This is a genomic window from Vampirovibrio sp., assembly GCF_041737375.1.
Taxonomy (GTDB): domain Bacteria; phylum Cyanobacteriota; class Vampirovibrionia; order Vampirovibrionales; family Vampirovibrionaceae; genus Vampirovibrio.
The window spans coordinates 275,270-287,112 of the sequence record NZ_JBGSRV010000010.1; the positions used below are offsets into that span (position 1 = coordinate 275,270).

At 51.2% G+C, this 11,843-nt stretch carries 9 protein-coding genes and 1 pseudogene; 4 read left to right on the plus strand and 6 right to left on the minus strand.

Annotated features, from left to right (window positions below; genetic code table 11):
* Nucleotides 1–213: 213 nt before the first annotated feature.
* Nucleotides 214–1,290 (plus strand): annotated as a pseudogene (ispG, locus tag ACEW81_RS06260) (flavodoxin-dependent (E)-4-hydroxy-3-methylbut-2-enyl-diphosphate synthase); the annotation flags it as partial.
* Nucleotides 1,291–1,494: 204 nt separating this feature from the next.
* On the opposite strand, the gene ACEW81_RS06265 reads toward ispG, so the two are convergent.
* Together ACEW81_RS06265 and ACEW81_RS06270 are read right to left on the minus strand one after the other, a co-directional pair.
* On the minus strand, nt 1,495–3,708 hold the full coding sequence (locus ACEW81_RS06265) for a cellulose biosynthesis cyclic di-GMP-binding regulatory protein BcsB (RefSeq protein WP_373532111.1): 2,214 nt from the start codon (nt 3,706–3,708) through the stop codon (nt 1,495–1,497).
* 77 nt (nt 3,709–3,785) lie between these two features.
* Nucleotides 3,786–5,897 carry a cellulose biosynthesis cyclic di-GMP-binding regulatory protein BcsB gene (locus ACEW81_RS06270; RefSeq protein WP_373532112.1) on the minus strand — a complete coding sequence of 704 codons (2,112 nt, stop codon included), beginning with the start codon at nt 5,895–5,897 and terminating at the stop codon, nt 3,786–3,788.
* Between ACEW81_RS06270 and ACEW81_RS06275 the strand changes: the two genes are divergently transcribed.
* Together ACEW81_RS06275 and ACEW81_RS06280 are read left to right on the plus strand one after the other, a co-directional pair.
* Nucleotides 5,887–6,192 carry a hypothetical protein gene (locus ACEW81_RS06275; protein ID WP_373532113.1) on the plus strand — a complete coding sequence of 102 codons (306 nt, stop codon included), beginning with the start codon at nt 5,887–5,889 and terminating at the stop codon, nt 6,190–6,192. The genes ACEW81_RS06270 and ACEW81_RS06275 overlap by 11 nt on opposite strands.
* A gap of 50 nt (nt 6,193–6,242) precedes the next feature.
* On the plus strand, nt 6,243–6,404 hold the full coding sequence (locus ACEW81_RS06280) for a hypothetical protein (protein ID WP_373532114.1): 162 nt from the start codon (nt 6,243–6,245) through the stop codon (nt 6,402–6,404).
* 19 nt (nt 6,405–6,423) lie between these two features.
* Here the strand turns inward: ACEW81_RS06280 and tyrS are convergent, their stop codons facing one another.
* The 4 genes from tyrS to ACEW81_RS06300 all read right to left on the minus strand — a co-directional run bounded on the left by tyrS (nt 6,424) and on the right by ACEW81_RS06300 (nt 10,459).
* Nucleotides 6,424–7,680, minus strand: a complete 1,257-nt coding sequence (gene tyrS / locus ACEW81_RS06285) for a tyrosine--tRNA ligase (protein ID WP_373532115.1) — start codon at nt 7,678–7,680, stop codon at nt 6,424–6,426.
* Between the two features lie 122 nt (nt 7,681–7,802).
* Entirely contained in the window at nt 7,803–8,024 is a 222-nt protein-coding gene (locus ACEW81_RS06290) for a hypothetical protein (protein ID WP_373532116.1), read from the minus strand.
* Nucleotides 8,025–8,029: 5 nt separating this feature from the next.
* On the minus strand, nt 8,030–9,934 hold the full coding sequence (gene glmS / locus ACEW81_RS06295) for a glutamine--fructose-6-phosphate transaminase (isomerizing) (RefSeq protein ID WP_373532117.1): 1,905 nt from the start codon (nt 9,932–9,934) through the stop codon (nt 8,030–8,032).
* Nucleotides 9,935–10,168: 234 nt separating this feature from the next.
* Entirely contained in the window at nt 10,169–10,459 is a 291-nt protein-coding gene (locus tag ACEW81_RS06300) for a hypothetical protein (RefSeq protein WP_373532118.1), read from the minus strand.
* 379 nt (nt 10,460–10,838) lie between these two features.
* On the opposite strand from ACEW81_RS06300, the gene mnmL reads away from it, so the two are divergent.
* Complete coding sequence (gene mnmL, locus ACEW81_RS06305) at nt 10,839–11,780, plus strand: tRNA modification radical SAM protein MnmL/YtqA (RefSeq protein WP_373532119.1); 942 nt, start codon at nt 10,839–10,841, stop codon at nt 11,778–11,780.
* The last annotated feature ends 63 nt before the right edge of the window (nt 11,781–11,843 follow it).

An 11,843-nucleotide genomic window follows, 5' to 3' on the forward strand; every position in this document is an offset into this window, starting at 1 on the left:
GCATCAGGCGATGAGCAAATGAACCGACCAATATTGATTTAAAAACAGAAAGTATCTATTTTTGTTCTGATTTTATTTTGACCCAATATATGCCGGAAACATTGTGGCATAAACCATTACCCCAGAAAAAACCGGATAAGAGGTCATGACTATCAAGCCCGGCCCGACCGGAGTAAAATACGAACAGTCACACAATCAAAGCAGGGCTGGATGATGGACATTCAAAGACGTGTATCCCGTAAAATCCGGGTGGGAAATGTGGAAATTGGCGGAGATGCCCCTATTTCGGTGCAATCCATGTTAACCAACGATACCCGAGATATTCAGGAAAGCGTTTACCAGATTCAGCGGCTGGCGGATGCCGGATGCGAAATTATTCGTCTGGCCGTGCCGGACAAAGAGGCGGCTGAAGCCTTAAAGTCCATTGTCCCCAAGTCGCCCATCCCGGTGGTGGCCGATATTCACTTTGATTACCGTCTGGCCTTGGCCGCCGCCGATAACGGGGTGCATTGCATCCGCATTAATCCGGGCAACCAGCCCCGCAAGGAATTTATACGGGCCGTGGTTTCCAAGTGCAAGGAACGAGAAATCCCCATTCGCATCGGGGTGAATAGCGGCTCGGTGGAAAAACCCATTAAAGAGGCCTACCCAGATGATTTGGTGACCCAATTGGTGGAAAGCGCCCTGCTGAATGCCCGCATTCTGGAAGAGGAAGACTTTTTTGAGTTTAAAATTTCGGTTAAAGCCAGCGATCCGCTCAAAATGGTGGAAGCTTACCGAAAACTGGCCACACGGGTCGATTACCCGCTGCATTTGGGCGTGACAGAAGCAGGCACCCTGAAACGGGGACTGATTAAAACCTCCATGGCCTTTGGCATGCTGCTTTCCGAAGGAATTGGCGATACCATCCGGGTATCTCTCACCGCCGATTCCATTGAGGAAGTGTTTGCGGGCCATGAAATCCTGCGGGGCATGGGCTTAAGGCAGTCGGGATCGAACCTGATCAGCTGCCCCTCTTGCGGTCGGTGTGAAGTGGATTTACACGGGCTGGCCAATCAGGTGGAAGCCTTAATGGCTGATATGGACAAGCAAAATCCGGGCAAACCGCTGGATGTAGCCGTAATGGGCTGCTTTGTGAACGGCCCCGGCGAAGCGGGCCACGCCGATATTGGCATTGCAGGCGGCGTAGGGCAATACTATATTTTTAAAGGCGAAGAAAAAGTAATGCGGGTACCAGAGCAAGACGCACTGGAACAATTCAAGGCCGAATTGCAAAAAACCTACGCCGAATACAGCCCGGACGCCAAAAAGCACCAGCCCAAAAAAGAAGCCAATTGGCAAACCGCCAATAAAGACGCCGAAACGCTGGCCGTGGAAGCACATCTTTCTGAGCTGGAGAGCGTTTAGCTTTTAAGAGAACGCTGTAAACGGGCCGTTAATGGAAAACGTTAATAAGCGCCCATTGAGCGCTTATTAAGTGTGATTCAATGCGTTTTACCGGCCAAACAGGAAGCGTATGACCGAAATTACGCCCAGCAAACTAAAGAAGCCAATGGCAATCCAGCCCCAGCTAGGCATTTGAAAGCCAGTGCGCTGATCCTGAGCGTAAAAGAAACGGGCTTCGCCTTTACTGAGCAAAATGGCGCTTTTGGGGCCGGTGTCGTTCACCACTGTTAAATTACCCTGATTGATGGCTTTGAACCAGACATCTTTCTCAAACAACTGGGCATCCCGCACCAGGGCAGTGTCATTTTCGCCCGTCAGCAATAAAGCCACCCGGTTTTCATTCCAGGGAGACAGCAGTTCTTCCACAATGCCTTGTCCCGGCGTATAGCTGAGTTGGGCCATGCGGTTTTTCTGGTCTTCCTGCAAGGTATTCCAGGTGCCTTCAGTTAACAAGGCCGCTTTGTATTTTAACTCATCAAACAACTTGTTTTGGCTGCGTTGGCCAATAATAACCAGGTTGCGATCTTTTTTAACCTCATCCGGCAGCTTGGAGGCGTGATAGGCCGCCAGCTCAATGCCTTTTCGAGAAGCGGACTCCCGCCCCATGCGGGTTACAAACTGAAGCATGGCTTCCAGATCCGTGCGCTTAATGGTGTCCGGCATCACAATGGCGGTGCGAGACATATCCTGATAGGCGGTAAAGGGATAACCACCATCGTTAATCAGGCCCACATCGGGCAAAGGCGCTTTAATTTCACCGGGAAACTCCACATAGGAGGTGTTATGCACGGTACCCCAAATATGAACATCGGTCACAAAGCGGCACAAATCATATTTTTCCGGGTAAACGTGGAAGCGATATTCCAAATCGTTAAAAGTATGGAACTCCTCGGTGGGGATTTCAATGGTTAAATCCGCCAGACTTTTGCCGTTTTTATCATCCAGCGGCACACTTTTAATGGCCTTGCCATTCAGCAGCACTTCCAGCTTGGATTGGGTGGAATCCAGCTGCGAGGCGTAACTGTAAACGGTATGCAACTTCACTTTTTGCTTACCCGGCAAAGAAATATCGGGCATCAGCTTGAGTTGATAAAAAATGGGCAGCGCGGTGATGCCACGGGCAGTCTGGGTTTTCAGGCCCAGGTTGTCAAAATTGTCACCGGTTTGCAAAATAAAGCCGTCCCAGGCCCGGAAGGGATAGTCGGCGCCTTTTTGATAGTCCTTCACAATGGCCGAGCGACCCACCAGAATTTTGTTCAAGCTACCCTGAGCCAGAAGGTGGGCGGCTTTTTTCACCCCGGCAGGGCCGTTGCCACTCACAATTAAAATGGAGCGGGTGCGGTTATAGGGGTTGGGAATGAGTTGTAACACCCCATAGTCATCGGGCAAGGTGGTGCCGCTTTTGTCGGCAAACTTTCCGCCCGATAAGGGCAAATCCAACCCGCCGCCCAAAGAGGCAATGGCATCGTTTTCCGAGGGTGAACCCACCAGAATCAGGTTTTCATTGGATTGCAAAGATCCCGCATCCCCAATGGAAGGCTTTAAATCACGCCATTTGGCTTGCTGCCCCAAATGGGCGGCCACTACTCCAAAGGCTTCCAGCGCTTCATCGGAAGGAGCACTGGGCAACACATAGGTCATGGTGGTGGGGGTGTAGTTATTCAATTCATCCAGCAGGGGAAACGGATATTGGGCCAGATCCGGGTGTACCTGATCCCAACTGTAATTGAGGGTCAAAGCGGTATCCGGCAATACTTCCGTCCATAACTCCTCGCTGAAAGGATCTTCGCACTTATAGGTATAGTGCTGATCCACTTGATACGACAAAATATTGTTGTCTTTCAACAGCTCTGGCGGTACAGGTATGGTCACCGTGGTGGGCATAATGTTGTTTTTGCCCAGGGGAATCGATTTTAAGATGCGGTTATTCACCAGCACGTTCAGGCTGGAGCGTTCTGGCAGAAGGTTACTGCCATGCTGAAAGCTCAAACGAATGTTAGAGGCTGAGGAAACCTTCCAGCCTTTGGGGCGGGTAAAGGGATAATCCCGTTGGGTGCGAACCGTTTTTAACCGGTAGCCTTGGGGATCGCCCAGTTCTTTCATGCCAACCCGCAGGGAGTTACCGGCAGCCGGTTTAACCACCACCGGAGCAGGGGTTGGCTGAGCCAAAGCAATGGGGAACAAACTGGCCGATGACGAGAGAATCACCCCCAGCAAGGCCAGAAAAGTTGTCCATTGAAGCAGATGGGATTTATGATTCATTCCTTGTGTTCCTTATCGCTCAAAGCTTTCAAATCTATTGGGAATCGGGCGAATTGCCCCAAAACATACTGCATAACCTAGCGCCTAAACAGGGCGCGAATCAGGATGGGTACAATCACCAGCAGGACAAACAGGCACAGCAACACCCCGATAATCAGGCCCCAGGACAAGCTTTTCAGCCAACTCAGGGTGCTTTCCCACCAATTGCCCGGCCCGTTGTTTTTTGCTTCGGTATGAAAACGGGTTTGGGTCACCGGGTTCAAAGCGGGATTCATCAACGAAGCCTGTTGCAGAAAGCCGCTGTTCAGGGTGTCAAACTGCTTATCGGTTTCCAGCAAGTCGCCCAGTTTTAAAAAGCCGGGACCATTACTGGCCGTAAACACACTCATAACCCGATCAGCGCCCAAAGCGTATTGCTCCAGATAAGCCCCATGGCCCAGCTCCAGGTTTTGGCTGGACATTTGACCGTCATTAGGCTCGGCCAAAGTCAGCATTTGCATCAGGGCGCTGCCGCCCGTTTGCCATACTAATTTGGCCCCATCCGGCAAGGTCATGCTATCGGCAGCAGTGCGAAAAACAGCCCCATTTCTATCGCCAGGAATGGTGATGTTTCCCTTGCTCAAACTAAGCCGCAAATCGGTATCCGCCAAAGTGGCCCGGCCCAAACGGGTGGTGAAACCCAGCATGGCGTCCAGCAATTCAGCACTGGGGTTGGCAGGCACCGCCAGGTGTACGTTCTCTAAATTATCCGTTTTGGAATAAGGGTACATGGTATTGTTCAGCAGCCCCGCATCCGGCAAATAGGAGTTGGGCGAGCCTTCTACCCGCAACTGGGAATCATCCATAATTTTGCCCCAGGCGTTGTCCATATAATTGTCCACGCACCAGCCGTATTTATCCGGCATCAGGTGGAACTGGGCCACCAACTGGTTACGGGGATGAATCAACTCGTTAGAAATGGGCACACTGGCCCGCACCATTTGCTCACCCGCCGGATTGAGCAGGGGCAGGTTGGCGATGGAAACATCGTTCATCCGCAATTCCAGAGAGGAAAATTCGGGGTTGAGCTGGGGACTGTAACTATAATTGAGATCCAGCCACAGTTTGCCACCGCTTTGATGGAATTTGCCCACAATAGGCACTTCATAAGTAATGGGCGGGGCGTTGATTTTATGCACTTCCTGAATTTCAAAGCCCAGCTGCTGAAAAGTACGGGTTTGGCCTTCCACAAAGCGAGGCACCTTGGACGTGCGGGTACCCGGTGTATTCCAGCCAGAAGGCACTTCCTGAGCCATGCCCGTTAGCGTACTCTCTTTGGGGCGCAAGGTTAGATATTCAGCGGCTTTCATCACCGCTTCATCACTATTGCCTGTGACCACTAACACCGTATGTTCCTTGGAACCGGGGGCCTGAAAGAATAAAATCAGTCCTTGATCGCTGGCCAGAGTTTGCCCGGTTTGCCGGTTGATCCACTGGCCACCCTGCAACGCGTAATTACCAAACGCCCCCGCAAACTGGGCCGCCGAAGGAATGCTATCCCCCTTGCCCACAAACACCAAATGTTCGGTATCCGGGCCGCTGGTATTATCAAAGGTCACCCGGCTTTTCAGTTCATGATCCTGAGCCTGCTGAGCCAAGTGGACATTCACATAGGCCAGCGCCTGCAATTCCTTTTCCGAGGCTGTTTTGCCGGTAATATAATGCACCTTGGCGGGGCTATAGGTTAAAGCATCAATAATGGGATAGGGAAACATGCCCAAATCGACTTTGGGAACCACTGGCTGGTAATCAAACACCAGTCGGGTGGCAGGCAAAATCTGGGTCCATAACGACTTATCCAGCGGATCTTCGCATTGATCGGTGTAGTGCTGCTGCACCCGGAAATTCAGGGTGTTAAAGTCCTTCAGCAAGCCCACCGGCAGCGGAATGGTCATTTTGGTGCCTTCCGCATTCTCTTTGGTGAGCGGAATATGCTGAATGACCTTATCGTTGACGCTGATTTGCAACCAGGAGCGATGCGGTTGCAGCTCTATGGAATGCTGAAACTCCAGATAAAGCGCACTCTTCGGGGAAACCTGCCAGGTTGGGGGCTTGGTAAACTTGGCCTCGTACTGGGAACTGACCGTGGGCAGCAGAATGACATCAAAAATTTTGAGGCGCTCTAAAGGCACCACTTCCGTGGCCGCCATGGCCAAGGGTACGCTTAAGCCGATGCCTAAACTTAAAGCCAGCATCCAGCATGCCAAACCGTTTTTGAAAGCCGTATTCCTCACCATCACTCCTTGGTTCGAGAGGTTGTTCCCAATCTTCACGCAAAATGGATATAGTTCTGATTATAATATGCATCCCCATTTAACGGGTGTTTTAATTTTCGTACCAAGCAATTGGCATTTTTTAAAACTCAGCGGCTTTTATGCGGGAGCATTCACGGTTTCTAAATTTGCTTTCACAATCAGGAAACATGAAGCCCTCAAAAACGACTGAATGATCACCTGCAACCTCGTGAACACTAGAGACTTAGAGGAGTTTCCCCCATGCCCATTTCCCTTCAGGAACTGCGTAAAGCCAACGAAAAACAGCGCCAGCAAGAACAAAAACAGCAACAAGGCCGTTCTGCCAACCGCTTTCCATGGCAAACAGAGCCTGCGGCCAAAAAAGGGGTATTAAAATTCGCCCAATATCTTTACGGCAGCTAAAACGACCGGGGCCAGCGCTCTAAGCGAAGTTCAGCCGCAAAAACTTGCGCTTGCCAACTTGCAGCACCACCGAACTGCCGGGGGGCAGGTTCAGTTGTCCGTCCACGTCCATTATTTTTTCGCCATCCAGCTTTACGCCGCCACCCTGAATTAAACGGCGGGCCTCGTTACGGCTGGGAGCCAAGGCCTGCTCGGTCAGCAAAGTGGTTAAAACGTAATCAAGGCCACCTTGTAAAGCCAGCTCGGGAATGTCCTCGGGGATGTCCCGCTTCTGGAACTTGGTGATAAACGCTTGCTCGGCCTGCTCTGCGGCTTCCGGGCCGTGGTACTGGCCAACCATGTATTTGGCCAAATGCATTTTAATATCTCGGGGATTTAACTCCCCTGCTTTAAATAGCTGGGTTTGCTCTTCAAGCTGCTCTTCATTTAAAAGGCCCAGCAAAAACTCATAACGACCCAGTAACGGATCGGGAATGGACATGAGCTTGCCGTAGAAGTCTTCCGGGGTATCGGTGAGGTTAATGCAATGCTCCGGGTAAGATTTCGACATTTTAATCTTGCCATCCGTACCTTCCAGCAAAGGCATCAGCAATACCATCTGTGGATCTTTCTCTCGCCCGTAGGCAATTTGGAGTTCCCGGCCCATCAGGTTATTAAAGCGTTGATCGGTGCCGCCCAGCTCAATGTCGGCATCCACCACCACCGAGTCATAGCCCTGCATTAAAGGGTAAAACAGCTCGTGCAGGGAAATGGGGCGATTTTCTTTTAAGCGATTGGCAAAATCCTCACGGGCGATAATTTGCGCCACGGTGGTTTTGGCAGCCAGTTTCAAAAAATCTTCCAGCTTCATGCCGCTCAACCACTCGCTGTTGCGAACCACCTGAGCCTTGCGCACATCAATCACTTTGCCCGCCTGATCCAGATAGGTTTGGGCGTTCACCTTAATTTCCGCTTCCGTCAAGGGGGGGCGGGTTGCGCTTCGGCCCGACGGATCGCCAATCATGGCGGTGGCGTCCCCGATAATTAAAATGGCCTGATGCCCCAAATCCTGAAAAGCGCGCAGCTTGCGAAGCACCACGGTGTGGCCCAAATGCAAGTCGGGCCGGGTAGGATCCAGACCGAGCTTCACCCTTAAGGGCGTGGAGCTTTCCGCCGCCTTTTGCAACTTGCGAGCCAGTTCCATCACCCCGGCAGGCAGCAATTCACCACCCCGACAAAGGTTCTGGGCCTGTTCTAAAAAAATTTCATTAATCACAATGGGGGAAACAGAGGTCATAGGCTTATGCTACCACATACCAAGGCAGGAAAAAGAAGCTGCCAAGGCCAAAAACAGAACGGGATTTCAGAGAACGCTTGATGCTGAGCTTTTTAAACATAGCAAAAAAGTGCCTCTTGCCGCTAGTTTTTCAAATAAGCGCCTTCGCACCAAAAGGGCTGTCCGGGCTCCTCTTCCGCAATGCGGACAATGGCCCAGCGCAGCAAGCGCCGGGGTGCTTCCAGTTGGCTTAAAATTAAACGTTCCACGGTTTCCACCGGGGCCTCCGTTTGCAGCATGGCTTGCCAGCCTTCCAGCCGAACCTGAAAGCTTTCCACAGTGGGTAGGGATTGAACCGCGCCCATGCCCGCTATTCCACCGTAACGCTTTTGGCCAGGTTACGGGGCTGATCCACGTCCTTGCCCAAAAACTCGGCCATGTAATACGCCAGTAATTGCAGGGGAATGGTGGTCAGCAACGGCGAAAACGGCTCGGGACACTCCGGTATCTCCAGAATATCCTCAAACGTGTTTTGCAGCTCCTTGGGAATGGGGGTGTTGGTAATCCCAATCATGCGGGCTTCACGGGCTTTGGCTTCCTGACAATTGGAAATCATTTTTTCAAAAATAGGCCCTTTGGTCAGCACCGCCACCACCGGCATATTGCTATCCAGCATGGCGATGGGGCCATGCTTCAGCTCACTGCCCGAATACCCTTCGGCATGGATGTAGCTAATTTCCTTCAGCTTTAAAGCGCCTTCCAGCGCCACCGGGAAATTGACGCCACGGGCAATAAACAGCATATCTCGGGCCTGACCGTACTTGCGGGCCAAGGCTTGCAAAGGCTCTGTATTGTTCAGCACCGACTCAATGCGGGCCGGTATTTTCAACAACTCGCTCTTCAGTGTTTCCAGCAGCTCCGGCTCAATGCGATTCCGCTTTTCGGCCAGGGACAAGCCCAGCAAATACAAGGCCGTGACCTGAGCGGTGAAGCTTTTGGTGGCGGCCACGCTAACTTCCACCCCAGCCCGTACCGGCATTACAAAATCGGCCTCACGGGCCATGCTGGAATCTTCCCGGTTGGTTAAGGTTAACACCTTGGCCCCTTTTTGATGGGACAAGCGCAAGGCGGCCAGTGTGTCGGCTGTTTCTCCCGACTGGGACATGGTAATCACCAAATCCCGCTCGTTAATAAACGGGTTCCGGTACCGGAATTCGCCCGCCGCTTCCACTTCCACCGGAATTTGCACCAAATCTTCAATAAAGTACTTGCCCACCAAACCGGCATTATAAGAGGTGCCGCAACCAATCAGCACAATGCGGCTGATGGTTTGCAAATGGGCCTCAAAGGCCTGCTCGGCTTGCGGGGTGTTCCCCAAAATCCAGATGGGCTGATGAACGCTTTGCAAACGACCGGTTAAGGAATTGCGAACCACGTCGGGCTGCTCATAAATTTCCTTCAACATGAAGTGCTTATAGCCCTTCTTGTCGATGGTGAGCGGATCGGTGCTAATGGTTTCAATCACCGGCTCCACTTCCTCCCCCTGCAAATTCACAATGCGCAAACCGGCAGGGGAAATCTCCACGATTTCGCCATCTTTCAGGTAAATCAGTCGGTTGGTATGGTTTACGATGGCCACCGCGTCGCTGGCCACAATAAACTCATCATGACCATCCGCGTCTTTGCCCACCCCAACCACCAAGGGGGCCTGATTTCGAGCGGCATACAAGTGATTTGGGTGTTTTTTTGAAATGACCGTCAGGGCGTAAGCGCCCTGTAATTTGCCCAGCGCCTTTAAAATAACCTTACAAAAATCAGTTTCCCCTTCCGATAAATGCTCCAGAAGCTGAACCACGCTTTCCGTATCGGTTTCGGATAAAAACTGGTGACCCTTGGCCTGTAATTCCTGGCGCAGCTCGTAAAAATTCTCGATAATGCCGTTATGCACCAAGGCAATTTCGTGGCGAGAGCCGGTGTGGGGGTGCGCGTTTACATTGTTGGCCGCCCCATGGGTGGCCCAGCGGATATGCCCAATACCAATATGACGATGACCATTCATTTTGCCGTTACTATTTCCCCGAATTTGCAAACCGGGGGGCAAAATGTTTTCCAGATTCATCAATTTTCCAGAGGCCTTGTAGACTTGCAGCAAGTTATCATCATCCAGATAAGCCACACCCGCAGAGTCGTAGCCCCGATATTCCAGATGACGTAAACTGTCCACAATCAAGGGAACCGGAGACTTTTGGCCTAAATAACCGACGATACCACACATGCGCTGAGTCCTCTGGGTTAATTTTTGGATGCAAAAACAGGACCAATAAGGCTATGGCTACAACTAAACCAAATTGCTGGATTTAATTGATGACTCTCACCCTGCCTGCTGTCAGATTGATCATTGCCGAAAACCTGCCCTTGCGCAAGAGGCAAGGGCAGAAATCAGCCATCTGGGTATCTGGCCAACCCGCATCAACCGAGCGATCCTGCAAAGGCTGTGCTTGCCACACATCTATAAAACGGTAAAGGCAGTACGCACCAGGCGCTCGTTATCGGTAATCAGGTACACCAAATCTCTCTCTTCCAGAAAAACGGCATCCAGCTCCACAATGGGTCTTCCGGCCCGAATGACGCAAACCACCCGAGTACTTTCGGGCAAAGGTACATTGTTGAGTAACATGCCTTTGGCGAATGAAACCTGCGATATTTTGACTTCGACCAAAGACAATCCGTGGTGTTTTAAAATGGCAACATTATTCAGGTCACGAGGCGTTAAGCCCGCATTTTTAGTGGTTGTGGTCATCTCATTCTCCTTTCCCTTCCTGAATGGCTTTCCCTTACTGACATCAATGGGCTGACATCAACGCGCAATACCACTTGAATTCGTTGCGCCCAGTCAACGTGTGCATTAATAACAAGCTTTTAACCAATTTTTAAACCCTCAATGGGCTTGAATTTAGCAGAAGCAAAAACACTTGTAAAAGAGATGTTGAGAAACACAAAGGCCATCCGCAACGCAGGCCTTAAAAAATGAATAGCACACCCTCAGGCAAACCGGCTTTTGGCTTGGGTTTTATTGCCTGAAGCAACCCTCTACCCGAGGCCGTATTTGCTAACCCCTTCGGTCTTCAGTACCATAAACAGTATCTTCCCGATGTAAGCATGAGTGTAAAATCCCCCTTATGAGCAGCAAGCCCTACCGTCCCTACAGCGAGTACCTGAAAACCAAGCTGGGATATCGAACCTATAAACTGACCCTGGACGCTGGCTTTACCTGCCCAAATCGGGATGGCACCAAAGCCTACGGGGGCTGCACCTTTTGCGATCAAACCGGCTCATCCTCCAGAGCGCAAGACAAACAGGACACCATTACCGAGCAACTGCTGAAAAACATGGAAAAGCAGCGCAAACGGTTCAAGGCGGATCGCTTTATCGCTTATTTTCAAAGTTTTACCAATACTTACGATTCCGTTTGCAGACTAAAGGCCCTGTACGATGAAGCCTGTGAGGCCCATCCCGATATTATCGGGCTGGCCATTTCCACCCGCCCCGATTGCGTAGATGAGGAAAAAATCGCCTTAATCGCCAGCTATAAAGAACGCATGCAATATGTTTCGGTGGAATATGGCCTGCAAACCATTCACAACCGAACCCTGGATTTGCTAAACCGGGCCGAAACCTTTGAAGACTTTTTAAGCGCCTACCAGTTAACCCTGAAATACAATCTGGATCATTGCATCCACGTTATTCTGGACTTACCGGGCGAGAGCTGGGAAGACCAGATGCAAACCGCGGATAAGCTGGCCGAGCTGCGGGTGAACGGGGTTAAAATCCATTTACTTTGCGCCATGGAAAAAACACCGCTGGCTGCTCAATACCTGCGGGGAGAGTGGCAGCCGCTGGATCAGGCCGCTTATGTCTCACTTATTTGCGATTTTATGGAACGCCTCCACCCGGATTGCGTGATTCATCGGGTGGCGGGCAATGGGCATCATCAACATGTGGTTGCCCCCTTATGGCTGCAAAAAAAGCTGGAACTGATGAACGAAATTGACGCTGAGTTCGCCCGCCGAGGCACCCGGCAAGGCGTAAAATGCCGTTTTCTGGACCCGGTGAGCGTTTAATATTTTTGCCAAAACATTGCATCGCCCCTCTCTTTTCGCTACTGTCAGGCGAATATATTTCAA

What these genes read in the sequence shown, in the direction of transcription:
- ACEW81_RS06265 (WP_373532111.1), bottom strand. Translation starts at nt 3,708, where the DNA reads ATGAATCATAAATCCCATCTGCTTCAATGGACAACTTTTCTGGCCTTG.
- ACEW81_RS06270 (WP_373532112.1), bottom strand. Translation starts at nt 5,897, where the DNA reads ATGGCGGCCACGGAAGTGGTGCCTTTAGAGCGCCTCAAAATTTTTGAT.
- ACEW81_RS06280 (WP_373532114.1), top strand. Translation starts at nt 6,243, where the DNA reads ATGCCCATTTCCCTTCAGGAACTGCGTAAAGCCAACGAAAAACAGCGC.
- tyrS (WP_373532115.1), bottom strand. Translation starts at nt 7,680, where the DNA reads ATGACCTCTGTTTCCCCCATTGTGATTAATGAAATTTTTTTAGAACAG.
- ACEW81_RS06290 (WP_373532116.1), bottom strand. Translation starts at nt 8,024, where the DNA reads ATGGGCGCGGTTCAATCCCTACCCACTGTGGAAAGCTTTCAGGTTCGG.
- glmS (WP_373532117.1), bottom strand. Translation starts at nt 9,934, where the DNA reads ATGTGTGGTATCGTCGGTTATTTAGGCCAAAAGTCTCCGGTTCCCTTG.
- ACEW81_RS06300 (WP_373532118.1), bottom strand. Translation starts at nt 10,459, where the DNA reads ATGACCACAACCACTAAAAATGCGGGCTTAACGCCTCGTGACCTGAAT.
- mnmL (WP_373532119.1), top strand. Translation starts at nt 10,839, where the DNA reads ATGAGCAGCAAGCCCTACCGTCCCTACAGCGAGTACCTGAAAACCAAG.